This is a genomic window from Dictyobacter formicarum (assembly GCF_016587435.1).
In genome coordinates, this window is sequence record NZ_BNJJ01000017.1 from 155,835 (window position 1) to 179,377 (window position 23,543).

The window sequence follows — 23,543 nt, forward strand, 5'->3', positions numbered from 1 at the left end:
TGAGGACCAATTTTCAAAGAGCTAGAAAATGAATAGAAATTTAACAAATTGGCTGATTTTTAAAGCTCAATTACCAGAGTCGTAATAGCTATGTTTCATTTCATATAGTACAAAAGTGGGGTTGTATGGATGAGCTTGTGTCACAATTCGATTATTGCCACGTGTAAAAAGAGCCAGTCACAGCCACTCCCTGAATATACAAGAGTACCGCTAACTGTGCCTGTCTGAGTCATCATTTGTTTAATATGTAAGGACGTATTCATAGTATGAACATCCTTCGCACCAAGTCGGTTGAGCAATCGATCAAAGACACAGAAGATGGTGAGCATAAATTAAAGAGAGATCTAAGGGCGATTGACCTGCTGGTATTTGGTATCGGTATGATTATCGGTACTGGTATCTTTGTGCTGACTGGAATCGCGGCCGCCACCAAAGCTGGGCCAGCTATTGTACTCTCGTTTGTCGTTTCCGGCATTACCTGTGCATTTGCCGCCTTATGTTACGCAGAATTCGCCAGTGCTGTGCCTGTTGCCGGTAGCACCTACACCTTTGCTTATGCCTCCCTGGGCGAAGTGGTGGCCTGGGTGATTGGATGGGACCTATTATTAGAAGTAATTGTGGGAGCTTCAGCAGTCTCTGTCAGCTGGGCCAAATACTTTAACACCATTCTGCACTACATGGGGATTCAATTACCAGCCTCGATAACGGGAAGTCAGACGATCATTGCCGGTCTGCACATCAACCTGCTGGCCACCTTTATCGCTCTTCTTCTGACGGTGATTGTAACCATAGGTATTCGCGAAAGCGCCCGCTTCAATCTGGCCGTCACATCGATCAAGCTAGCAGTAGTGCTCTTTTTTATCATCTTCGGCATCTTTTTCATCAAGACAGCCAACTGGATACCCTTCATCCCACCATCGGGACCCGCACCGCACCCGGTCAATGCCGGAGCCAGCGCTGGATTTCTGGATCAGCCACTGATCGGCCTGGTCTTAGGGCAGCAATCCGCTTTTGGCTTCCAGGGCATCATCACCGGAGCTGCCGTTGTCTTTTTTGCCTATATTGGTTTTGAAATAGTTTCAACCACAGCCGAAGAGACCCGCAATCCACAACGCGACATGCCGATTGGTATTCTGGGATCATTGTTTGTATGTACAGTCCTGTATATCGCCGTTTCATTTGTTCTCACCGGCATGGTCTCCTACAAGCAACTGAACACCGAAGCCCCGATGGCCACAGCTTTCACGCTGGTCGGACAAGGCTGGGCGGCGGTCTTCGTCTCAATTGGAGCGGTATGTGGACTGACCTCAGTCATCATGGTCCAGCTACTTGGCGCCAGCCGTGTCTTATTCGCCATGAGCCGCGACCACCTGTTGTCAGTGTGGTTTGCCCGCACCCATCCCCGTTTTCGCACACCCTATCGCATCAACATCATTATTGGCTGCCTGGTAGCTATTATCGCCACCATCACACCGATCCAGGAACTGGCCGATCTTGTCAACTACGGAACGCTGCTGGCCTTCGTCCTGGTCTCAATAGCTGTCATTGTACTGCGCAAAACAAACCCGAACCTACCCCGATCCTTCCGCGTACCCTGGGTACCATTGGTGCCGATCCTCTCAGCTCTTTGTTGCCTATATCTCATGATCAGCCTGCCAATCGTCACCTGGATACGCTTTATCGTCTGGTTAGCTATCGGCTTTGTCGTCTACTTCCTGTATAGCATGCGCCATAGTCGCGTAAGCGCACAGGCAGATGCGAGCGAAACGGTCACTACAAAAACGTCGTAGCGCTCAAGTCTGATGCACCCTATATCATAGGCAAGACAAAAATAGCGAGCAACAAACTTTTTTGTTTGTTGCTCGCTATCAGGTGACTTTGTGTGACTACTAATAATCTTTACTACGAATTAGCAACCGCCGCAGCCGCCCTCATAGCCGCCGTACCAGGAACCACCTTCATAGCCGCATTCGCCGCCACCGAAAAATCCATAGCCACCGGAGCGACGGAAGCCACCACGGTACCATGGGCCACCAGAGCGGCGGAAGCCGGGAATAGGATCAACCGGAAGGAGTCCACAGGTTAGGAATGGATCCCGGCCGCAGAAAGCGCCATTAACCGTCGCGAGAGCGTCATCGGCCAACTCAATTGAACCGATAGGACTCTGTGGCAGCTGTGCGCGCTCCTCGCTGCTGAGGCTCTCTGAATACTGTGCATCTTTCCATGCTCGTGCAATATCAATGCTCATAATGTGTTTTACCTTTCGTTAACTAAAAATGTTTTTTTAAGGTATCACCAATAACGATAAGTTGATGGAATTGCCTATGTTCATGTATTTATGGATGGACCAGAACCCATAAGCGACATAAACAATATAAACAACTCGGATACTTATTTCGTTTTTTTCTTTGCGAATTTGGATACCTAAATGCATTATAAAAAGGACCAAAACAAGCGACGGGTAAAAAATAGGATTTATATTGTCTATTTTTTCAGACAGCACACGAAAATATTACTTATGTTTAGTACATATGAATAAAGCGTCAGAGTGAGGAGATAGATGAGCAAAGTCAAAGATGCCGATTTGGGAGGAAGTTTGTGCTCATCAGGGATCGTCGATCAATATCTTTGCACCAATTTTTGATTTGTGAAAAAAATGAATAAGATGTTAGGGAATTGGCCAATTTTTTGGAGGATTACGCTATCCAAATGGCAAAAAAGATGCCAGAAAACGCAACTGATGCTAAGTAGTGCCGGGTAGAGATACTGTAAGAGAAATTGCAGACCTCGGCCAGTAAAGGTTGCGGGCTGACGACAGTTTTTTCAGGGCTCATATAAATAAACCCTACACACTGCTCATACGTATACGTATACGTAGCGTTCAACGTACAAGCGGATTTGTCAAAGTTGATAGAAGAAGCAAGCATGTGTAGCTGTGTGAAAGGACTTGCTCGATGGACCAAAAGAAGCCGCCAGTTGGCAAAACGCTGGTCTGGATGTATGGGGTTGTTGCCTCTTTTGTAACCGTATATGTGGTAGGAGGTATCCTGCTCGAAAAGATATGGCACAAGTAGCAAGCGGCCCATAGATTATATGTAGAATCGAGGGAGGAGCGTGTTGCGGATTAGCCGATGTGGGTAATTCGTGGCACGCTCCTTTCTTTTCATAGGGATGTTGAAACAACTTGCAGGAGGCAATGATGAAGCGACCACTTGATGATCTTTCGGCGCAATCCTTGATTGAGATGATAGAGGCAAATACGAGCGAGTTCTTGCTGGCCCTGGGACGCCTGGGTGGTGGTGAGGAACGCAATGAGGCAAACTGGGTTGGCGCCATGCCATGTATCGCAAGATTGGTTTTGACGAGGATGGGTTATGGCATCACTATCTGGGCTGGTGGAACGGTGATCCGGTGGCCACGACATCGCTATTTCTGGGAGCCGGTGTGGCAGGCATCTACTTTGTCTTTACCCTTCCGGCAGCGCGCTGTCAGGGCATCGGGGCCGCCATTACATTGGCTGCATTGCAGGACGCCAGCAGGCGCGGCTACCGGGTGGGCGTATTAGGGTCATCCTCAATGGGCTATTCGGTCTACCAGCGCCTGGGCTTTCAGGAATAGTTGCTAACTTTATGGACACGTATTCCATGCCCACATCGCCAGCCTTAACCTACGTCCGTTGACATCTCTGAGCACGCCCAAAGATCCAACTGGACGGGAGGTTCCACTACGAGGAACCTGAATTTCTGCTTCCACTGCTCATGTCTGCTCAAGAGCAGGGCTTTGATTTCCTTTTGGTTCTGGCACGCGCGTAATTGCTGATCGCCGAGCCGCGACGCAATATTCTGTGAGGCGTTGGTGTCCGCGTGGGCCGTGTGACCGCACACCCGACAGCAGAACGTCTGCTGATTCGGTCTGTTTTTGCGGTCCGCGTAATGGCACACGTGGCACTCTTGCGAAGAATAGGCGCTCTTGACCTTCGTTGCGGCGACCCCGCGTTTGGTGGCATTCCACTCGATTTGCGCGGGAATATGCGCAAGATTCGATGCGCGCATGTAGGCATTCATAGCGCGGGCTTTGAAGCGCATGGAAGCCACGGAAAGCTGTTCGTAGGCAAATTGGCAGCCCTCATGCTCGCTAAAGCAGAGGTTGACGGCTCGGTTGATCTCTTGTCGCACATGACGAATGAGCCGCTGCCCCGTCGCGCTCGACGTTGATGGGCGCTTTTCCTTCGCCATGCCCTTCTTTTCTAGGCACTTCCTGAGCTTGGCCTTCCGGCGGCGTTTCTCCCGGTCCCGCTTCTGGCGCTCCCTCAGACGCCCATTGAATGATCCGTACTGCTTCCCATCTGAGGTGGTGATGAAGTTGGCGATCCCCACATCCACGCCGATCACAGGTGCATCAGCATCGATCTGGGCCGCGACCGTCTCATCGTACGACAGCGTTAACCACCACGTCCCGTTTCGTTTGTTCAGCGTCACGCTGCTGTTGATCGTGCGACGCTTGCCCGTTTCGGGAGCAGTGAACTGCTCTTTGTGGTAGCCAGCGAGCTTCACCGGAATGAGCAGCGGATTGCCTTTGTCGAGAGTTGAAACCTTGAGCCAGTAGTCGAAGGCGGTATCGGTGGCCTCTTCGAGTTTGACAACATTGCCATTCGCTTGAATGCACACCTCCCGCAAGACTGGAACATTCCACTCCCGCCACTCGGGTTCTTTGGCGTTTTCTTCAAGCGTGCCGTCTGCTTTTTGTTCCTGGTAATCCGCAAGCGCGTCGAGGGAGTCTTGATAGGCATTGGCCCGATTGCTCCGCCATGATTTGGCGACACCTGCCGCCTGTTGGATCGCATTGCGGTGCCACCGCTCGGAGAGACATGTGAGAAAGCAGGGAGCCCGAAAGCCATTGGGAAGTTCATCGGTGCAAAACAGCGTCGTGTACTGCTGAGTCAACTCAAGATACACCTCGGCAAGCTGATCCAGGGCGATGAGCTTGCCTGGATTGGCTGCTTCCAGCCCGATATGCGTGACCGCTTTCGTAATGGTTTGCGGTTCACCCTTCTTCGCACGTTTCTTGCGTTTCTTCATGGCTTCCCTGCTTCAATACCTGAACAATCTGTTCCGTTTTGCGTTTCGCTCGGCGCTGCCCATACAACCTGGCGCAGCATGAGTAGATCATGCTGGTCAGATCAGCGAGCAAGTCTTCGGTCCCATTCTCTGCTTGATTGACGACTTCAATCTCTCGCCCGTAGGTCTTGAGCAACGTTTCGATGTAGCGAAAACCAAAGCGCGTCCCACGATCCTTGTGTTCAATCACAATACGCCCAATGCTCGGATCAGCGAGCAGCGCGAGAAACTTGGGTCGATTGTCATTGACTCCCGATCCGATTTCTTTGACAACTTTACTCACCTGATAGCCACGCACAGTACAGTAGGCAACCAATCGCTCAGCCTGGCTGTCCAGGTTTGCTTTGTTCTCTGCGGACGACACTCGCGTGTAGACGGCAACGTTGGACATGGAAGGCGCTTCTTTCACGGGGACCGGTTCTGTGATCAGAATAGTCCCCGTATCCATTTGGTGTCCAGAGATCTTGCCTGCCTTGTACCACCTCCAGGCGGTGCGGTAGCTAATGCCCTGTTGTTTCGCATAATCGATCAATTTCATAGCGTAATTATAGCATACATGGCAGCTTTTGTCTATAGCTGTCTATTAATCGAGCGAACGTTTTCAATACTGCCGGATCGAAATGTATGAGTGGACTCCTAAGGTTAGCTCATCAGCCACTGCATAATGTAGCGGACGTTGGCGTTATGGGCTCCGCTATAGAATGAGCGGTCGAGGGGATCAGGAATTTCGATCATGCGAGATGCGTCAGTAACCACCTCATCGAGCGAGTAGTCAATAAGGGTAGAGGCCCGCTCTAAGTCTGCCTCTGTTGGAATCTGGCGTGTCAGCACGGTGCGGCAGCGCCGTTCTATCTCTCGAAAATAGGTTAGATTCGCGTTGATGATGCCCGGGCTGGTTGTTCCACCGTGCGAGCAGAGGACGTGTTGGGGTTGGAAGCTTGCGAAACGCTCCAGGGTTGTGAACATGCTCTGCACGCCAGCAACGTTTTCTATCAACGGCACAGGCGTCTCAACGGCGTCGAACGCGAGCAACAATCGCAGTTCAGGGATCCAGGCGGCAATATGATCCTGGCAATGTCCCGGCGCACTAAATAGCTCAACCGTCAGATCGCCACCATACAGCGAGAGCCTGTCATGAAAGGTTATTGTCGGAGGAGTGAGGGCGACCGAATGGAAATGGTTGGGATAGCTGCTCTGAAAGTTGGCCAGAAACGTCTGCTCTTTCTCTGACTGCAGGCGTGTTCGACAATGCTCGTGCGCGATAATTGGCATGGTCCGCTCTCCTGTAAAGTAGCTGTTCCCCCAGGCATGATCCCAGTCCGCGTGGCTATTCATGACCAGCAATGGTCGTTTGACGGGATCAGCTGATATATCCTCGAAGACCGTGGACATATCCTCAGGGCGAATCAACGTATCACAAAGCAGACGAAATCGATCCGTTACCAGAAGATAACAATCGACCTCCATCCCATCGAACTCTTCTGGCCCTGAGAAGTTGTTGGGGCAGACACGTAGACGGCTACCGCGATAGACGCGCACCCGATTATCCTGGCTCATCTCGGGCACAGCAAAGATATCTGACATTGGCATTGGTTCGGCTCCAATCTATTGAGGTATGTTGTTGATCGACGATTTATGCTTCTCATCTTAACCTTTCCTCGCCAGTTCTGTCCATCTGATGAAACATGTTTCTAACTGCCGATATAATGCTCATATTACTGCAACACCGTTTTCGATAGTTGCAGTAATATGAAATCCGAGGCGGCCTTGCTTATTCAAATGCAAGGCATAGTATTTTTCTCAGAACCTGCTCCAGAGTCTGGGTGGGATCTGATGGTAATATATGGATGCGCCAGGCAATGAATCCGTCGGGGCGCACCAGTACGGCCCCAGTAGTGGTGATGCCATAGGCTGATTGGAATTGATGCTCTGGATCGGCGTATGCTTGATGATCTCCAATACCGTAGACGGTGAGTGGAATATTTAGTTTGTTGGATGCATTGGTAATGGGTTCGGACCAGGCGCTGCTGTCGGCGGTTTTGCTCCAATCTGTGATAAAAAATGATAGAAGGAAGGCATAGATGAGCAGTATAAAGTGGAGGAGGGTGATGCCGCATCACCCTCGCTGGTGAAATTTGAGCACCGCTTAGAAAAGACGACGACGTTGAATAGTGGTCTGCAACTCGCGGCGAGTATGCACGCCGAGCTTGCGATAGATACTGCGCACCTGAGTCTTTACAGTATTAATCGAGACGACCAACTCGCGTGCGATCTGGGGATAAGAAAGGTCCGCCAGCAACAGGCGTAGCACATGCTGCTCCTGACGCGATAGCGGCTCAGGCGTAGCCATAAAGGGTGTGCTGGTTGGTCCAAAGGCCTGGAGCAGAGATTGCAGATAACGGGCTAGTGCGGGTTCATATATCTGCCGCTGCAACGAGCGCAGCAGAACCGCAGTCTCTTCCCCCTGATCCAGAAACAGGCGGTGGTAGCCCTCAGTATGGGTACGTATAAGGATCGTCTGCAGTGTTTGACGCACTTGAAGGGTACGACGCTGGTCATATTGTATTCTAGCCACCAGCAGCTGCATCTCCAGCCATGCACGTTCACGCCCGGCAGCCTGCGCGGCTTCTTGTAGTCGAGAGAGCAAGCTAGCAGCCGTTGAGAAATCCTTCTGGAGTACCAGCAGGTGGGCCTGCAGCACATCAAACTGCTCCTGGAGTGGCTCTGGTATTCCCGTTGCCTGGGGAATGATCGTAGAGAGTTGATGCTGAACGGTGGCGGTATCACCCTCCAGCAGCAGGAAATGGAGCTGACAGAGTTTGACCTCGTAGGCAAGTGGCTGATGATCTGGCAGACGAGTTAGCAGAGCAGACAGACGCTGCTGAGCCTGGCCTTTTTGTCCACGCGCATAAGCGATACGCGCCAGTACCAGAGCGGCCTGCGTCTGTAACGTCTGGCTCTGTAGTTGCTCACCCAGGGCAATCGCTTCTTGCGCAGCGCGCTCTGCCGCGTCCAGATCATTCCACTCATAGAATAAACGCGCCTGGCCAATCAAGGCCAGCGATAGATCTTCTACATCTCCTAATTCTCTGGCTTCTTGCAGGACAGACTGATAGCAAGAGGCCGCCAGTCGTAACGCTCCCTGTTCAAGGTATACGAGTCCCAGGGCCAATGTGCAGCTACGAGCCCCATGCAGATGATGCAGGGACGCCCAGATAGCCTGTGCCTCCTGTAGCGTTTCCTTCGCTCGTAAGAGCTGACCGGCAAAAAGCTCGCCCGAGCCAAGGATATTCAGGCTCATGCCTCGCCAATGCCTGGCCTCAGCAGGCAGCAACTCCAGGGCCTGGCGAGCGTAGTTTGCGGCCCGCTCAACGTCGCCGTGCCAGATAGCATGTTGGGCCCGGAACGCAAAGACTTCTCCTAGACGGACCGTATTATCTTGCGCGCGCCAGCACTCCTCGGCGTGGAGCAACAGAGCATCGATTTGAGCCAGGGCAGCACTGGACGGCGGTGAGGGAGCAAAGCTTAAAGAGAGCACCCTGGCATAGCTCAAGCAGAGCAAAGGATGGAGGTAGAGTTCTTGTTCTGGTAATTGTTCCAACCAACGACGCAGAGTATGAAACTCTTGCAGGTCATCGAAACCCTGTAGTGAGAGTATCTGCACCATAATATCGGCGGCTAATGACCTCTCCTCGGCCCACAGGGCGGCCTCGATAGCCTCGGTCAGCATATGGTGCTGCTGATACCAGATGCTGGCCTGGCGCGCCGCCTGTAGTATTTTCTCCCTCTCAATGCGATGTCTGGCCTCGGCACGCAGTGCTTCAGCAAAGAGTGGATGGTAGCGATACCAGGGGCCCGGACCTTCCAACTGCTCCAGGAACAGACCGCGCTGTGCCAGGGATTGCAGGAGCGACGCACTATTCCGTTTATTGGTTACCGCATCACAGAGGGAAGGCGTCAGGCGATTAAGCATGCTGGTGTGCAACAGAAATGCTTGCAGACTTGCTGGTAGTGTATTCAGAACCTCGTCAATAAAATATTCGTGCAAAGGTAGTGGCTGGCGAACAAAGCTCGCCAGTTGCTGTTCAAGCGTCTGAGGGGCCTGAGCTTTTTGCAGCGAGAGCGCAAACAGACGCAGACCAGCTGCCCAACCTTCCAGCCGGGTGTCGATCTGCTGGAGTACCTGGGGAGTCAAAGGGTGGGGAAAAAGAGGCTGCAAAAATGCCGCTAATTCTCCAGGCGTAAAGCGCAACTCGGCCGTCCCGATTTCACATAGTTCACCCCGAATACGCAACTGCGTCAGTGGCAGGGCCGGCGTGCTACGGGTAATAATAATCAGGTGCATGGTGTGGGGCAGGTGATCAAGGAAGAATGCTAGCGTTTGATGGATAGTGGGAGAGGTAATCAAATGATAATCTTCCAGCACCAGGATGCCCGGCTCAGTAATGTGGGCCAGAGCATTCAAGAAGTAGGTGAGGATGGTATCCAGGAAATTTCTCTCATGGAGATGCTGTGAGATCAAGGCCAGTTGCTCAAGAGCAGGCTGTCCTGGATCGGGCTGGAAAACCTGGCAAGCCGTCATCACATAACGCCAGAAGCGCACTGGATCATTATCATTGGCATCCAGAGATAGCCAGGCCAGGGTGGGAAGACGCTGCTGCGCCCTGCGCGTGGCCTGCCATTGACTGATCAGCGTAGTCTTGCCACTGCCTGCAGGCGCCGTGAGCAGAGTTAAACGACGCTCCAGTCCCGAGTCAAGTAACGTAAACAGGCGTTCGCGGGGCACCAGAGACGAAGCAACATGTGGCAGCTGAAACTTTGGTTCAAGCAGAGGAGCTGGCAGCGTACCCTGCAACTCTAAGCCCACCTCCTCCAGACGAGAACTAGTTATATCAATGCTCTTGCCCACATAGCGCTTAACAATACGCTTGCCCTGGCGTTGATAAGCATACCAGTAGCCCTCATCAGTATGTTTGCGCGTCTCTTTGAGCATATTGAAACTCTGCTGCTCGCCTTGAAACGAAAAGGACTTATGGGTATTCAACCAATCGAGCCAGGCAGGTCCTACAGCAGCTAATAGAAAACGGTCGTGCTCGTATAGCTCGTAACGACAAAGTATGCTCGACCACTTTAACGTAAAGAGCGCAGACTTTGGCATAGTAGCCTCTCTCTCATCTCATATTTTGTTCCCCAAAAATTCTCTAACAAAGAGTATAAAAGGTCGTGGCAAGCTATACAAGTCAGCATTAGCATTGTCTTGCAAGCCAGTGGATGATTTTTGGGAAACATAAGTGGGTGAAAACTGAATAATTCTAGCCGCAATATTCCCGCTATCGCATTGCAATTCAATGTGATGAGATGTAAGATTTTAGTGCGGGTCGAGGGGGGAGGATAGAAATTACATCTTATCCCACATAGATGCCATGAAAATATTGCAGTATTAGTAGAACAAACTACAGCACTGTGATAGCACGAAATGGTGGTACGATTGATGGTGTCGCACTAGCGTCAGTGAACACCTGAACCTTCATATCAGATAGATCTGATACAACCCTATCGAAGATAAATTGCATATCCGTGTGCGATATGCCCACTCTTATTAACTCCAGAGTAGATAGCGCAATCTTTATCCAAAAAATGGGACGAATTGAAGTCTAACGTCATGTGACGTGAATATATAAATAGTGTACCACCATACGTTGATTAAGTAGAATTATAAGCAAACCAATGCAATTTTTTTGATGTCCCATTTGCAACTACATATGAAGGTTGTAGTTTTTCATGTCATACGGAACCATACGAACGAATCAGACGCTACTTTTTATTGCTTGTTGTTTTACATTTATTGCAAATGGACTACTAGGGGTCTTACCAGCAGCAAGTTTAGTTGTTTTAGCACAGAACACTCACATAGCCACCAGTACAGCGGGGCTCATTTTTACAGTCAGTTCATTAGGAACAATCATCGCAGTTGTCATAAGTAATGCACTGATGAAACGAGTTGGAGCAAAAGCGGTCGTGATAGCTGGCCTGGCAGGCTTGATTATCTCCAGCATCATAATTCCACTGGCCCGGCAATTCAATATCTGGTTGACAGCGGAAATGCTACAGGGAATGAGCATCGGACTGATAAATATTGGCATCATCATGACTTTGACGCTGAATTTCGGCGACACGTTGAGCGAAAAATTGAACATGCTGCATGGTTCTGTTGGCATCGGTTCACTACTCGCGCCGATTTTCCTATCATATGCACTGTCGTTCACTAGAAGTGCGCTACCGGCATTCATCGGTACAGCGTTTGCAGGATTGGTGTGCTTGCTGACATTTTATGTCTTACGCTTTCAAACCAGGGCTGCTCTGCTGACCACCAGCGCCGAGCCATATGTAGAGCCGTCATCGCTGATGCCAGACCAGCCCAGGCAAGCATTCAAGCAAACATTGCTGTGGCTGATTGCCTTGCAGATTTGTCTGTATGTAGGAGCTGAAGCAGGTTTTAGCAACTGGGTAGTCACTGCTATCAGCCAGGCCGCAAGCATCAGCATCCAGCTGGCAACGCCAGCGGCAACACTATTCTGGATCGGCATAACCGCCGGGCGCATGGCGGTAGCACGCCTAATGAAACAAGGCTACCTCACCGACGCCCAGATGCTCTACATCAGCATGCTTGGTGGAGGAGCTTGCGGCGTATTATTAATCGTCTGCATGCAGGCACCAAGCATCTGTTTTATCGCCAGCTTTGGAGTAGGACTCTTTCTAGGGCCCATTTTTCCAACCTTGCAAGCCATCGCCACCCGACGTTTCGACCGCGTACCGGCCCTGGTTTCCAGCGTCGTTATGGTGAGCTCAGGCTTTGCCGGAATGACCATTCCACTATCAATCGGAATGCTCATCTCACTCGTAGGGGCACGCGAAGTCATGATGGTACCTGCATTACTCTGTTTGCTCGTAGCCTTTCCATACTACCTGGCCAACAGGAAAGAACAGAAGATCGTTGCCTACCGGCAGCAGCAAATGGAGCAGGTTGAGCTACCCGTTTACGATCTCCCCACAATTCAATTGCCGGTAGTGGAAAGCGTAGCATAAGCAACACTGTTAGCCGATGAATTAACCCTGGCTGTTGAATGAAGGCTAACATCCTGATAATTGAACTATTGCAATCGATCATGAATAGCCAAATAAAAAGAAGCGTTGTCGTACAACTTCCGTACTGCGACGCTTCTTTTTGTGCGCGCAGGCTGATACACTAAATTTGTAAAACGCTAGCCACCTTTCAGCGTAGTAATAAGCGATAGCCGTAATGAGTGTATCCTCAAGAAAGGGAACTTCTCATGTTTCGATTTTTACACAGAAGCTGGCGAGCGGCGCCGATTCCAGAGGTGAGCCTGAGGCCAGATATATATGAGGAAGAGCGAAAGGCTCGGCTGGAAGAAGAAAGGAAGCGCCAGAGTGCCCGGCAAGAAGCACTGCAAGAGGCGCGACAAAAAAATGGTCCACTAAAATTGGGAGATGCTGAAGCACAGCTGAAGCGTATCTCCGAAGAAGTTACCCTTGAGGCTGCTGAAAGGAAAAAGAGGGGATAAAGTTGCGCTCGAAGCGCCCAGGTACCTCTTGCATATTTTAGCAGGAGCACGTTATACTTTTTAGTATTCATAAGATAGCCAATTAAAAGGAAACGTGTAATGTTCGCTCATTATTGACGCTGACCTGCTTCACAACAAACACATCTCCGATCGCAACTCAGTAGCTTAGTTGTTACTGAGAAGAACTTCTATTGCATATTACTGTTTCCGTGGATGCGCCGATCTCACCGCTGTGCGCGTCTATCTATCTCCATTCGAGCTCCTCCTCGTTTTTTCGAGTCAAAGCGGAGGCAAGCTCCGCACTATGTACGGAAAATCCAGGTCAAAAGCGGAGGCAAGCTCCGCACCTATGTACGGAAAATCGATACCAGATATGAGGAGAAACTCGTTTTGTTTATTATCCCAGACAAATTTGCGCAATTTATGATCAAACAATTTGGAGAAGAGGGACGTAGCTGGCTGGAGCAACTGCCGGCTACGCTTGCTTCCTACGAGGAACGCTGGAATATAACTATTGGCGCGCCAGTACAAAATCTTTCATTCAACTATGTAGCGCCCGCCGTGGGTGCGGATGGTAGAGAGATGATGCTGAAAACGGGACTGACCGACGAATTCCCCATTCAGCCAGAGGCGCTGCAGCATTTTGGTGGACATGGAGCAGTCAAATTACTGGCCTATGATGAAGCCAATATGGTAATGTTAATGGAGCGTTTAACCCCCGGCACATCCTTGCGCGTAGTAGAGAACGACGAAGCGGTGATAACGGCCGCGACAGGAGTGATGCGCAAGCTATGGCGTCCGCTGCCTGAGCACCATTATGCCTTCCCATCTATCCTCGATTGGGGAAAGGCTTTTGCTGAGCTACGCCAGCAATATGACGGCGGAACTGGTCCAATTCCAGCCGCCATATTCGACAAAGCAGAGAAGCTCTATGCCGAACTGAGTGCCTCAATGGGTGAGCACGTATTGCTGCATGGTGATCTCCACCATGACAACATCCTGGTGGACGAGTATGAAGGCTGGCTGGCGGTTGACCCTAAAGGAGTAATCGGCGAGCCAGCATACGAGACAGGAGCGCTGCTACGTAATTTCTGGCCTGATATTCTGTCTAACCCCAATCCCAAAGCATTGACGGTTCGGCGTATAGATCAACTAGCCGCAGAATTGAGCTTTGATAGGGAGCGCATTTATAGCTGGGCGTTATCCCAGGCGGTGCTGTCGGTGATATGGAGCGTAGAAGATAGCGGGCAGCTAGAATATGAAGGGCTCTACTTTGTCGATTTGTTGAACTCGATCAAGTAATTGTTCGAATAAATGACAGATCAGAGCCGGGCATCCATGGCCCGGCTCTGATCTAGTTAGATTGATACTTTTAAATCTAATTGCCATAGGTCACAATCAGCGGCGCTGGCTGCATCGCGAGTACTTCCGCGGGCGTCATGACGCCCGTTTTAGCCTCGATATTATAGAACAACTTGAAGCCACCATAGTCGAAGTTGTGATAAGCCTGTAAGTCGTCATGCACCCACTGATGATACTGGCGTACCTTATCACCGTGATCACCGGGATAGCCCCCAACGCTATCGACGTGGATAACAGTATCTACCCGAGGATCAAGGGTCAGATTGCGTTTATCCGCGATCTCCGCATGACCAGCATCATTTGGTGTTGCTGTCCCATCACCGCTGGGGCGATATTGATGAATAATGAGAATCTTACGCGGGACATGATACTTCATCGGGATGGCCGCCACTGCCTTAATGATCGGATTTAGATCAGCGGCATGCACATTACTCAGATTAACGCCAGGAATGCCATTATGCAGGGGGAACATCCACTCGGGATCGATGGCCATATGGACAAACGTATATTTTTCCAGGTAAGGCAAGAAAAAATTGACCTCGGACATAACTGGAGCCCAGCCAAAATTGAGGTCGAGGAAAAGAAGTAAATGGTTACGTTGACAGAAATCAATATACTGCTGAAGCGTAGCAGGATCAAGGTGATGGCTGTAGGTATGGGCGGGTCCAGGGGAGCCATCGGGAATACTCACAACCAGATCGATGCCTAGTTGTACGGGATGAGCTGGATCAATCTGCTGGTAGGCAGCTCCCTGAGCCTTCAAATGTGCCAGCATAGCATCACTCAACTGGTAGGCAGGGCCGGTTGCATAGGCACCAGGTACCGCATAGAATGCGACAATGCGATGTGTAGGCAAAATCGCATTAAGATTTGGATTAAAGGCTGGTGTGGGCGTCGGTGGTAGAGTCGGTTTAGGAGCCATTGTAAATGTCCCTTCCGACTGATTATTTGTTGCCTGGCTAGACGAGAAAAAATACGCCATGATGACGCTCGCGGCAACAATCACCAGTAACACAGACAACGCAAATAAAAGAAGCGTTTTCCCAGGTTTCCAACTCCGGTTATGCAGGTTGAGCAACCCTTTCTGCTGAGATATTTTTTGTGGTAATGATAATCTACTACGCATTGATTGGCTGTTTTCCTTCAAAATACTGGCGGGTTCTCTGCAGCTCTGCAGACCCATGTCTAAATAAGAAGGCTAACGAGAGCTCGAAAAAATAGAACAAGTAGGATTTAGGTGCCCTTTTAATGGGAGCGTTTTCAACAAATGAATACACAGATATGAATCTGTCCCGTTATTTTCTCTATATAAAATACAACATATTTAATATTATCTATGTGAGGTGTTTCACAATCAGAAGGACATCCGGCAGAGAAAGCCGCTTTCACTCTTTATACTCCACTGCATCATAACAGTTTTTCAAATATTATGCACCAAAAAGGACTAACGGGAGATACTAAGGGGGGACTTTAGTATGGTAGATAATACCACGCTACGAAGTACTTTGATGGGCTTGGTAAGACGAACGGACGATCAAAACAGCCAACGGATATTGTTGTCAACGAAATGTCGTGTCAGTGCGTTTAGCGGGAGTGATTTAGAAATGGTGTTGAGAGCACAGGACATCACGCACCTGGTGCTCTGTGGCATAGCGACCAGTGGGGTCGTCTTATCAACACTGCGGGAAGCGGCTGATAAGGATTATCAGTTGACCGTCTTAGCTGATTGCTGTATTGATAGTGACGAAGAAGTCCAGCGCGTCCTGCTGTCCAAAGTCTTTCCACGGCAGGTTGACGTCCTCCAGGCAGAAATCTGGAGAACGACACTGTAAGCACCGACTCCAAGATCCTACAGAAGAACGACGCAACATAAAATTTGACAGTGGGCATGCAGCAAGTGTATATTCAAGCCTCGAATATGTGAAGATGGTGGCTATTAAGGCCTTCGGTCTTTGTGGCCAGAGCACTGACATAGCCCGGCTAGGGCCACACACTCAACCAGAGTGCGGTGTACTGCAAGAGGACCAAAACAGCGTAGAAGTCAAGCAGGCTTCCTGTCCGGCCCAAATGCAGCAACTAAGTATGTTTTAACACATTTTAGAAAGCAGGTGATACGTGACAGGTAAGCCAGACACACGCATGCAAAATTTGCCGCCGGAAATACAATTTTATGCTTCACAGGTGGCTCAGTTGCTGCATACCTATTTGCAAGAAGACTTATCAGGAGTGTATCTAGTTGGATCGGCCGCATTAGGAGGGTTTATTCCTGGTAGGAGCGATATTGATATCCAGGGGGTATGCGCGCGACAACTGCAGCGAGAAGAGAAGGAACAGATAACGGCCTTGCTGGCCCATCCCGCATTGCCGTGTCCAACGCGAGGGTGTGAATTTGTACTTTATAGGAAAGAAGCGGTAACGACATCCGCACCTGATGCTGGATTTGAAATAAATCTCAACTCAGGCCCACAGATGCCCTTGCATGTCACCTACGATCCGAAGGAAGAATCTCCCCACTGGTTCCTTTTCGATCGAGCGATTGCACACGAACATGGCATCAGCATTTTTGGTCCCCCGTCCCATGAACTGTTCGGAGCCATTCCCCGGGCATGGTTAATCGATGCTGTGCTGGCATCGTTACGCTGGCATACAGACTATGATGAGTCCGGTTACTCAAGCATCCTCAACGCATGTCGGGGTTGGTGCTTTGCCGAAGAGAATCAGCTGTACTCAAAAGCAGAGGCAGTTGAGTGGGCCAGGGTGCGTGTTGGCGAGCATGACCTGTTGCAGCAAGCCCTGGATTTACGCGCCGGCACTACAGTCGAAAAGCTAGATCCAAAAAAGGTCAGGCAATTTCTGAACAAGGTCAGAGAGCGTATAGAGCAAGCACAACAAGGCGAGCAGTAGGAAGCGGGCGAGTGCTTATATCACGCTGGTTTTGATGAAAATGGTTGTGTCCTGATTGTGGTTATGGGCCTGCCTCTGGTCTGGGCCTCTATGTGACAGAGGTTAAAAGCGCGACAAGGGAGGTCTATAGAATTGGTACCGGAGCGATGCAATAGCCAGTTATGCAACAAAGATAATATTTTCCGCTTTTTTGTTTGCCAAACAGAATAGAGTATATAGAAAGGCAAATAAATCTACTTGAAGGAGAAAAACATGCAAGTGGCTACTCAGACGGCTCCGATCTCAAAGACACAATTATGGATTGGTCGCGGTGTAACCGCACTACCTGTTTTGTTCCTGCTCTTCGACAGTGTTATTCACATGATGCAGATTGCGCCTGTTATGGACTCACTCAATCAGCTCGGATATCCAGTCAACCTGGCCCTCGTTCTCGGTATTATTGAACTTGTTTGTCTTGTTGCCTATATATTTCCGCCTACCTCTGTGCTGGGAGCAATCCTGCTGACAGGCTATCTTGGAGGAGCGGTCGCTACCCACTTGCGTGTTGGAGATCCCCTTTTCAGTAACGTTCTCTTCCCCGTTTATGTTGGCATACTGATCTGGGGAGGACTCTACCTGCGTGACGAGCGGCTGCGCGCGCTTTTCCCGTTCCGCAAGTAGTGAGTGATCCCGGTACGGAATAGCAGAGTAAAGGAAGACACAGCATGACGAATATAACGGATGGAAACGAAACAAGCAAGAGCCATACAGGTAATTATGCTCCAGTGAATGGCCTGCAGATGTATTACGAGATCCACGGCACGGGCCGACCACTGGTGCTATTGCACGGCGCCATGTCAGCGATCGATACCTCATTTGGAAAATTGCTAGCGGGCCTTGCCGCGACCCGACAGGTGATTGCTATCGAACAACAGGCGCACGGACGCACGGCCGACGTGGATCGTCCGCTGACGATGGAGCAGATGGCCGAAGATACCGCTGCCCTGTTGCGACACATAGGAGTCGAAGAGGCTGACTTCTTTGGCTACAGCATGGGAGCTGGCATCGCTCTGCAGATTGCCATCGCGCATCCGAAACTGGTGCGTAAGCTGGTCCTGACCTCGGTCACCTATAATAATGAAGGTTTCCATCCCGGGCTGCTGGCAGGAATGGAAACCTTGAAACCAGAAGATCTGGTTGGCTCTCCATTTTATGAGGAATACATCAATATTGCTCCCAGGCCCCAGGACTGGCCTCAGCTGGTCTCCAAAGTGAAGCAACTGGATAGCGCGATGCCAGATCTGTCGCCTGAAGTTATTCGAGCAATTAAGGCACCCACTCTGCTCATTATTGGAGATTCCGACATCATTCGTCCCGAGCATATCGTAGAGATGTTCAGGTTGTTTGGCGGAGGCGTAGCCGGTGATGTCGTTGGCCTGCCACATTCACAGCTGGCGATCCTGCCTGGCACTACCCACGTAACGACAGTGTACCGCGCTGATTTGTTGCTCCCAATTATCCCGCCGTTTCTTGACGCACCTATGCCAGAGAGCAAATAATGTGAAGCGGGAAGGGATCGATACCGGGTAGCGGTGAGCAAGTGAGCCGTAGATGGGGTGCTATGTGCATGATCCCATCGCGGCTCTTATTGATGAGAGAGGAAACGTCATGTCAGAGATTGACTATTTGCTGCATCCGATTGGTTTTCTACAATCGTCTCTTAAGCGTCGTGAAGATGCGCCCAAGCAGGGTCGTGAGGGGGCTCCCGATGCCTGGCTTATTGTGAATGAAGCGGTGGTCGAAGGACTGGATGGGATTGCGGTGGGTGATGAACTGATCATAGTGAGCTGGTTTCATAAATCTCAACGCGACACATTGAAGGTACATCCTCGTGGAAAACGTGAGATACCTCTGACAGGCGTCTTTGCGACACGATCGCCCGATAGACCAAATCCGCTGGGTCTACACCGGGTAACGGTGCTGGAAATCGCCGGAACAAGGTTGAATGTAGGGCCAATAGAAGCAATTGATGGAACGCCAGTCATAGACATCAAACCAGTGCTCCATCAATCAATAGACGCATAGTAGTGTACAGTCCATGATTTACCGTGGGATCGTTTTGTCAAATGGGTACACTGCTTTAGTAAATTATGGAACAAAAGATGTTAATGGCGTTCCATAGCTGGAGATAAATGTGCACGGCGGATAGCACCACTCAGCATAGCCAGCGCGGCCAGCAAGATCTGGCCGCCGGAAGCCAGCAGTACAGTGACAACCGGGCCATAGTATTGTAAGGACAAACCAGTCAGGGTAAGTCCTAGAGGAGCAAGGCCATTGCTAATCAGGCGAAATATACTATTAACTCGTCCGCGCATTGCATCAGGCGTGAGCGCAAAGCGATAGCTCATATTTACAATGTTGTAAATCGGGCTAAGTAAAAATATGGCGCCTATGATGCAGCCGAGCAAAAATGGTGCTGGTAAGGCCACCAATAGTAGCCACAGCAATGATGGGGTCTATCCCTGTTGAGTAACGATCCTACTCGTAGTGAGTAACAGGATGTGGTGTTGATTGCTGATTCTTAGAACTAAAAAGACGTGCTACATTTTCGATGAGGTTGATAGTGTCTTTTCGGATCCGGATGCTGGTCGGGCTACAAGCGTCAGCAAGCGCCCAAAAAGCGTTTTATTGAATGGACGATAGCGTGTATTCTGGAAAGCTGTAAAGAGCCAACGATCCTCTTGCTTGACCGCAACCATAGTCTGCGTGGAGAGAGACCTGCGTGAAGGTCGCTTCTGATGTTTCTGGATTATTCTTCCTGTGGTATGAAGCAGAGCGACATCGGGCGCCAGAAAGCGCATATCCTGGATATTACCGCTCAACCGGGAACCTTTCATAAAGCCCTCAAAAAGTGGGCGATGGACCTGCGCGATAGCGGCTTTTCCTTTGGTATGTGTGCCATCGAAGGTAATGTAATCGGCATCCTCAGTGAAGACGGCGGCGAACGCATCGGTATTGCCCCAGGCCTCATTAAGTTGAGTAAAGAGAGTACGAATAGCTGCCTCATCGGCCTCTTGCCCATTTACATGTGAAAGTTGCTGCATTTTTTAATCTCCATCTTACGGCTCTATGACAATATAGACTTGTTTAGCGCTTATAATATTTACAATCTAAATATCTAGTTTAAACTAGATATTTAGATTGTAAATAAGAAACAGACTAATGTCAAGGCATCAATGAGAAGATATTTAACTGAGAGGATTGATTTTAAGAGCGTACTACAATGACGTACGGTAATGCATGTGGTAAAAAGCGCGAAGAGCATTTATGATTCTCTGACGGTTGTCCCAAAAAGGATCCCTCTACCCTCTACCATAGTAGCATCGCTTGTGATGCTTATCTTTCTATCGCCTCCCATATGCTCGGTCGGGCGATGGAAAAGAAGATATGGTGCAGGCAACCTCCCTGCGTTCTCTTACGTAATCACTATCTAGGAGGAACTATCATGAACGAACACGATGCTCCAATACGCACACCAATAAACCCGCTCAGCGAACGCTTCTTGCGCTGGATCAGCGGGAGCGGGCGCGGGCAAGCGTTCGGTCGCCTGCTCAGCAGGTTGATCGCGCTCCCTCAGCTCAAGCGTCTCTCCGCCAGCGAGATCCCCTGGACTCCGCTTTCGCGACCAATCTCCGAAGCCACGGTCGCCATCGTCACGACGAGCGGTGTTCATCTTAGTCGGGACAAGCCCTTTCATTTGAACAGCGACTCCTCCTTTCGTGTCATTCCACGTGATACGAAGGCCGCCGATCTCACGATTACGCATCAGGCATACGACAGGACGGATGCTTTACGGGATATCAATCTCGTCTTCCCATTGGGGCGCCTGCGTGAGCTAGAGGCAGAGAGCATCATCGGTCGGGTTGCAGACGAGCACTTTGGATTCGGCCTGAGCGGAAGCGCGAAAGCGCTGATTGCCTCCGGACGAGAGATCGCGCGCCGCCTGGCCCACGCACATGTTGACCTGGTACTCCTCGTTCCTGCCTGACCAATCTGCACACGGTCCGTGGGACTGCTAGCAAGAGAGATCGAGGCTGCGGGCGTTACGACGGTCGCGCTTGCACTCGTTAAGGAGGTCGCCGAGGCGGCGAGAGCGCCGCGAATGCTCTATCTGCACTGGCCCTTTGGGCACGCCTTGGGCGAGCCGGGAAACGTTGCCCAGCAACGCACAATTCTACACGATCTGCTGTCCATGGCCCGCAGCGCGTCACGGCCTGGGCTTGTGATCGAGCTTCCCTATCGATGGCGACGAGAGACCTACCCACCAATCGTCGACTGGACCGCCGATAGTGTTGCCGCCGTGTAACAACATATGTGCAAAAAAACTGTGGAGCACCCTGAATCAAGCACCCAAAAGCGGTGTATTGACCATCCGAATTTACAACCACTAAGCGTTGTAGATCCCCTGTAGAGCGACTTCTCAGGTGGTCAATAGCTGGGCTGCTCATGCTTCGCGTCGATTGCTCACTCTACGCCTTAAAACCGGGTCTTGCTCACTTTCGATAGTTCGAGTGTCGTCGCTTTATGATCACACCGCAAGAGATCGCTCTAGAAGCCTCGAAAGCTGTTCACTCCCGTCCGCTGATGAGCTTAAACGCCGGAAGTGAGCAAGACCCTTGAAGAGATTTTGCGCTATCTTCACTTTAATAGCTAATTGTATAGCATTGCTATTAAATGCCATATATGTTATATTGTTTTTCAATGAGACAACGTTGTCATAATAGATGGGCAACCTGGTTTTTTTATTCTCTGTGGGTCATTTAGAGCAAGGAGGCTCTTTGGTGCAACCTACAACAAACCGCAAGCTGCAGCATATTGTTGCTCATACGCGTGGACCCCCTGTCATCTCCTCATGATGACTGCAGCTAAAGTCGTCTTCTCCCTTCTTTCTCATTCATGCTTTTTGTTGCAAGGAGGCAATGTTATGCTCAAGATGCGTTGGCTTTTCGCGCTTTCTTCCTTCTCCTTCCTCTTCACATTGGTTTTCGGCATCACTACACTTCCTGCTCATGCTTTTACATCGTCGGACGCCGATACCGCTATGCAAACTTATGTCAACACCTTTTACGACTCCAACGCCAAATATTTTTACTATGACACCAGCCATAGCAAATACAATGACTTTTGGAAGGAGGCCATTAGCTGGGACATTGTCATGGATGCGTATCAGCGTACCAACAGTGCTACCTATCGGCAAATGATTGACGATGTGTACGATGGCTTCATGGCTCGCAATTCCGATATGTCAACTGCTTGTAATACGTCTAACTCTTTTACCCTGAGCAATAATTATAACGACGATATTGGCTGGTGGGCTAAAGCCAGTATTCGCGCTTATGAGATTACAGGGGAAAGCCGCTATGAAAACTGTGCAAAGCGGCTCTTTGATTCTATTTATGCCTACTGGGATACGAGCACCTATGGAGGCGGTATCTGGTGGACACGCACCAATCCCACACAGAAAAATGTTGCAACAAATGCTCCGGCTGCGATAACGGCTGCAAAACTCGCGGTAGACCTGCCTGATAACAGCTATCTTAGCAAGGCGGAAGCGATCTATTCCTGGGTGAAGAGCACACTGACGAATGGTTCTGGTACTGTATACGACGATTATGATTCGGGGACTTTGCATACCTGGCAATTTACCTACAATTACGGAACGTTCATCGGCGCGGCCGATGCCCTCTATCATGATACCAACACTTCCTCATACTTGACCGATGCGGAAAACGCTGCGAATACATCAATGACGGCAGTCACGCAGAATGGTATCCTTCAAGATGAAGGAACAGGCGACGGTGGTGGGTTCAAGGGAATTTATGCCCGCTATGTGGCGGAACTGGCTACCACCTATCACCAGAGTCAATATCTCAGCTTTTTGCAGAAGAACGCTACAGTTGCCTGGAGTAACCGCCGTAGCCCTGATAATCTTATCAACACCAACTGGACGACCGAGGCTCCTAGTGGGACCATTGAGACGCATGCCGCAGGCTCAGCAGTAGCAATTCTACAGGACGTGCCGGTAGACAATATTACTGCTTACCAGGCAGAGAACGGAACATTGCACAGTTTATCTACAGAAGCAATCTACAGTGGTTATCATGGTACAGGATATGTAGCTGGCTGGAATAAAGATGGACAATGGGTTGATTTCTCGGTGTCAGTTCCTACTTCGGGAGCCTATCGTCTGATTCTGCGCTACGCTGGAGGCGCGGGTAACGCTTCTCGCTATATCTATGCCAATGGTAAAGGTGTTGTGAACAATCTCTCGTTCCCAGGCACAGGCAGTTGGAGTTCGTATAGTACAGTGACGGTTTATAATGTAAACCTGAACGCGGGAAGCAATACCATCTCGGTCATCTACAATAGTTCACTAGGGAGCAAGAACTGGCTCAATCTGGATGAATTGACGGTAGTCGCGCAGTAAATGGTAGATCGCCCCTTTTGATGAACCGTTTAGGCATTAGCAATAGTGGTTGTGTTACTAGAAAGAAGGAGTGAGTGTGAGTGCCTGTGGCATCCACGCTCACTCCTTACC

General features: G+C 50.1%; 21 protein-coding genes and 1 pseudogene. 13 read left to right on the top strand and 9 right to left on the bottom strand.

Features of this window, described 5'->3' with window-relative positions; translation table 11 throughout:
- The first annotated feature begins 266 nt into the window (after positions 1-266).
- Positions 267-1,790: an amino acid permease gene (locus tag JMI88_RS26920; protein ID WP_201365051.1), complete on the top strand. Its 1,524-nt coding sequence runs from the start codon at positions 267-269 to the stop codon at positions 1,788-1,790.
- A gap of 119 nt (positions 1,791-1,909) precedes the next feature.
- Here the strand turns inward: JMI88_RS26920 and JMI88_RS26925 are convergent, their stop codons facing one another.
- Positions 1,910-2,248: a mersacidin/lichenicidin family type 2 lantibiotic gene (locus tag JMI88_RS26925; protein ID WP_201365052.1), complete on the bottom strand. Its 339-nt coding sequence runs from the start codon at positions 2,246-2,248 to the stop codon at positions 1,910-1,912.
- Between the two features lie 1,091 nt (positions 2,249-3,339).
- Here JMI88_RS26925 and JMI88_RS26930 point away from each other — a divergent pair.
- Positions 3,340-3,618 carry a GNAT family N-acetyltransferase gene (locus JMI88_RS26930; protein WP_201365053.1) on the top strand — a complete coding sequence of 93 codons (279 nt, stop codon included), beginning with the start codon at positions 3,340-3,342 and terminating at the stop codon, positions 3,616-3,618.
- Positions 3,619-3,662: 44 nt separating this feature from the next.
- On the opposite strand, the gene JMI88_RS26935 is transcribed toward JMI88_RS26930, so the two are convergent.
- The 5 genes from JMI88_RS26935 to JMI88_RS26950 all read right to left on the bottom strand — a co-directional run bounded on the left by JMI88_RS26935 (position 3,663) and on the right by JMI88_RS26950 (position 10,275).
- Positions 3,663-5,078: a zinc ribbon domain-containing protein gene (locus JMI88_RS26935; RefSeq protein WP_201365054.1), complete on the bottom strand. Its 1,416-nt coding sequence runs from the start codon at positions 5,076-5,078 to the stop codon at positions 3,663-3,665.
- A complete protein-coding gene (locus JMI88_RS26940; RefSeq protein ID WP_201365055.1) occupies positions 5,044-5,655 on the bottom strand; it encodes an IS607 family transposase in 612 nt (203 codons plus the stop codon). The genes JMI88_RS26935 and JMI88_RS26940 overlap by 35 nt, the downstream gene beginning before the upstream one ends.
- Positions 5,656-5,759: 104 nt before the next feature.
- Complete coding sequence (locus JMI88_RS26945) at positions 5,760-6,707, bottom strand: MBL fold metallo-hydrolase (RefSeq protein WP_201365056.1); 948 nt, start codon at positions 6,705-6,707, stop codon at positions 5,760-5,762.
- A gap of 181 nt (positions 6,708-6,888) precedes the next feature.
- Positions 6,889-7,227 carry an aromatic-ring hydroxylase C-terminal domain-containing protein gene (locus JMI88_RS40895; RefSeq protein ID WP_373323983.1) on the bottom strand — a complete coding sequence of 113 codons (339 nt, stop codon included), beginning with the start codon at positions 7,225-7,227 and terminating at the stop codon, positions 6,889-6,891.
- A 36-nt stretch (positions 7,228-7,263) separates the two neighbouring features.
- Positions 7,264-10,275, bottom strand: coding sequence for a winged helix-turn-helix domain-containing protein (locus JMI88_RS26950; RefSeq protein ID WP_201365057.1), 3,012 nt, complete (start codon positions 10,273-10,275; stop codon positions 7,264-7,266).
- Between the two features lie 623 nt (positions 10,276-10,898).
- Here JMI88_RS26950 and JMI88_RS26955 point away from each other — a divergent pair.
- From JMI88_RS26955 to JMI88_RS26965, 3 genes are all read left to right on the top strand, one after another.
- Positions 10,899-12,203, top strand: a complete 1,305-nt coding sequence (locus tag JMI88_RS26955; RefSeq protein ID WP_201365058.1) for an MFS transporter — start codon at positions 10,899-10,901, stop codon at positions 12,201-12,203.
- A 245-nt stretch (positions 12,204-12,448) separates the two neighbouring features.
- On the top strand, positions 12,449-12,700 hold the full coding sequence (locus JMI88_RS26960; protein ID WP_201365059.1) for a hypothetical protein: 252 nt from the start codon (positions 12,449-12,451) through the stop codon (positions 12,698-12,700).
- Between the two features lie 390 nt (positions 12,701-13,090).
- Positions 13,091-14,002 (top strand): aminoglycoside phosphotransferase family protein, encoded by a 912-nt coding sequence (locus tag JMI88_RS26965; RefSeq protein ID WP_201365060.1) that lies wholly within the window; start codon positions 13,091-13,093, stop codon positions 14,000-14,002.
- A 76-nt stretch (positions 14,003-14,078) separates the two neighbouring features.
- On the opposite strand, the gene JMI88_RS26970 is transcribed toward JMI88_RS26965, so the two are convergent.
- Positions 14,079-15,188 carry a hypothetical protein gene (locus JMI88_RS26970; RefSeq protein WP_201365061.1) on the bottom strand — a complete coding sequence of 370 codons (1,110 nt, stop codon included), beginning with the start codon at positions 15,186-15,188 and terminating at the stop codon, positions 14,079-14,081.
- Positions 15,189-15,624: 436 nt separating this feature from the next.
- On the opposite strand from JMI88_RS26970, the pseudogene JMI88_RS26975 reads away from it, so the two are divergent.
- The 5 genes and pseudogenes from JMI88_RS26975 to tsaA all read left to right on the top strand — a co-directional run.
- Positions 15,625-15,894 (top strand): annotated as a pseudogene (locus tag JMI88_RS26975) (cysteine hydrolase family protein); the annotation flags it as partial.
- A gap of 283 nt (positions 15,895-16,177) precedes the next feature.
- Positions 16,178-16,966 carry an aminoglycoside adenylyltransferase domain-containing protein gene (locus JMI88_RS26980; RefSeq protein ID WP_201365063.1) on the top strand — a complete coding sequence of 263 codons (789 nt, stop codon included), beginning with the start codon at positions 16,178-16,180 and terminating at the stop codon, positions 16,964-16,966.
- Between the two features lie 252 nt (positions 16,967-17,218).
- Positions 17,219-17,626, top strand: a complete 408-nt coding sequence (locus JMI88_RS26985; protein WP_201365064.1) for a DoxX family protein — start codon at positions 17,219-17,221, stop codon at positions 17,624-17,626.
- A 44-nt stretch (positions 17,627-17,670) separates the two neighbouring features.
- Positions 17,671-18,504 carry an alpha/beta fold hydrolase gene (locus tag JMI88_RS26990; protein WP_201365065.1) on the top strand — a complete coding sequence of 278 codons (834 nt, stop codon included), beginning with the start codon at positions 17,671-17,673 and terminating at the stop codon, positions 18,502-18,504.
- A gap of 109 nt (positions 18,505-18,613) precedes the next feature.
- A complete protein-coding gene (gene tsaA, locus JMI88_RS26995; RefSeq protein ID WP_201365066.1) occupies positions 18,614-19,030 on the top strand; it encodes a tRNA (N6-threonylcarbamoyladenosine(37)-N6)-methyltransferase TrmO in 417 nt (138 codons plus the stop codon).
- 80 nt (positions 19,031-19,110) lie between these two features.
- Here the strand turns inward: tsaA and JMI88_RS27000 are convergent, their stop codons facing one another.
- Positions 19,111-19,353 (bottom strand): hypothetical protein, encoded by a 243-nt coding sequence (locus tag JMI88_RS27000; RefSeq protein ID WP_201365067.1) that lies wholly within the window; start codon positions 19,351-19,353, stop codon positions 19,111-19,113.
- 192 nt (positions 19,354-19,545) lie between these two features.
- Positions 19,546-20,049 (bottom strand): SgcJ/EcaC family oxidoreductase, encoded by a 504-nt coding sequence (locus JMI88_RS27005; protein WP_201365068.1) that lies wholly within the window; start codon positions 20,047-20,049, stop codon positions 19,546-19,548.
- A gap of 401 nt (positions 20,050-20,450) precedes the next feature.
- Between JMI88_RS27005 and JMI88_RS27010 the strand changes: the two genes are divergently transcribed.
- The 3 genes from JMI88_RS27010 to JMI88_RS27020 all read left to right on the top strand — a co-directional run bounded on the left by JMI88_RS27010 (position 20,451) and on the right by JMI88_RS27020 (position 23,432).
- Positions 20,451-20,993: a glycine/sarcosine/betaine reductase selenoprotein B family protein gene (locus JMI88_RS27010; RefSeq protein ID WP_201365069.1), complete on the top strand. Its 543-nt coding sequence runs from the start codon at positions 20,451-20,453 to the stop codon at positions 20,991-20,993.
- Between the two features lie 18 nt (positions 20,994-21,011).
- Complete coding sequence (locus JMI88_RS27015) at positions 21,012-21,311, top strand: hypothetical protein (protein WP_201365070.1); 300 nt, start codon at positions 21,012-21,014, stop codon at positions 21,309-21,311.
- 618 nt (positions 21,312-21,929) lie between these two features.
- The gene (locus JMI88_RS27020; RefSeq protein ID WP_201365071.1) at positions 21,930-23,432 is read left to right on the top strand and encodes a glycoside hydrolase family 76 protein; all 1,503 of its coding nucleotides are present in this window, start codon (positions 21,930-21,932) and stop codon (positions 23,430-23,432) included.
- Positions 23,433-23,543 lie beyond the last annotated feature (111 nt).

Bases quoted from the DNA above. Each gene is read 5' to 3' on its own strand.
- JMI88_RS27005 (WP_201365068.1), bottom strand. From the start codon at position 20,049: ATGCAGCAACTTTCACATGTAAATGGGCAAGAGGCCGATGAGGCAGCT.
- JMI88_RS27000 (WP_201365067.1), bottom strand. From the start codon at position 19,353: ATGAGCTATCGCTTTGCGCTCACGCCTGATGCAATGCGCGGACGAGTT.
- JMI88_RS26925 (WP_201365052.1), bottom strand. From the start codon at position 2,248: ATGAGCATTGATATTGCACGAGCATGGAAAGATGCACAGTATTCAGAG.
- JMI88_RS26930 (WP_201365053.1), top strand. From the start codon at position 3,340: ATGTATCGCAAGATTGGTTTTGACGAGGATGGGTTATGGCATCACTAT.
- JMI88_RS26960 (WP_201365059.1), top strand. From the start codon at position 12,449: ATGTTTCGATTTTTACACAGAAGCTGGCGAGCGGCGCCGATTCCAGAG.
- JMI88_RS27020 (WP_201365071.1), top strand. From the start codon at position 21,930: ATGCTCAAGATGCGTTGGCTTTTCGCGCTTTCTTCCTTCTCCTTCCTC.
- JMI88_RS26970 (WP_201365061.1), bottom strand. From the start codon at position 15,188: ATGCGTAGTAGATTATCATTACCACAAAAAATATCTCAGCAGAAAGGG.
- tsaA (WP_201365066.1), top strand. From the start codon at position 18,614: ATGTCAGAGATTGACTATTTGCTGCATCCGATTGGTTTTCTACAATCG.
- JMI88_RS27010 (WP_201365069.1), top strand. From the start codon at position 20,451: ATGAACGAACACGATGCTCCAATACGCACACCAATAAACCCGCTCAGC.
- JMI88_RS26940 (WP_201365055.1), bottom strand. From the start codon at position 5,655: ATGAAATTGATCGATTATGCGAAACAACAGGGCATTAGCTACCGCACC.
- JMI88_RS26920 (WP_201365051.1), top strand. From the start codon at position 267: ATGAACATCCTTCGCACCAAGTCGGTTGAGCAATCGATCAAAGACACA.
- JMI88_RS26950 (WP_201365057.1), bottom strand. From the start codon at position 10,275: ATGCCAAAGTCTGCGCTCTTTACGTTAAAGTGGTCGAGCATACTTTGT.
- JMI88_RS26985 (WP_201365064.1), top strand. From the start codon at position 17,219: ATGCAAGTGGCTACTCAGACGGCTCCGATCTCAAAGACACAATTATGG.
- JMI88_RS26955 (WP_201365058.1), top strand. From the start codon at position 10,899: ATGTCATACGGAACCATACGAACGAATCAGACGCTACTTTTTATTGCT.
- JMI88_RS26990 (WP_201365065.1), top strand. From the start codon at position 17,671: ATGACGAATATAACGGATGGAAACGAAACAAGCAAGAGCCATACAGGT.
- JMI88_RS26935 (WP_201365054.1), bottom strand. From the start codon at position 5,078: ATGAAGAAACGCAAGAAACGTGCGAAGAAGGGTGAACCGCAAACCATT.
- JMI88_RS26945 (WP_201365056.1), bottom strand. From the start codon at position 6,707: ATGCCAATGTCAGATATCTTTGCTGTGCCCGAGATGAGCCAGGATAAT.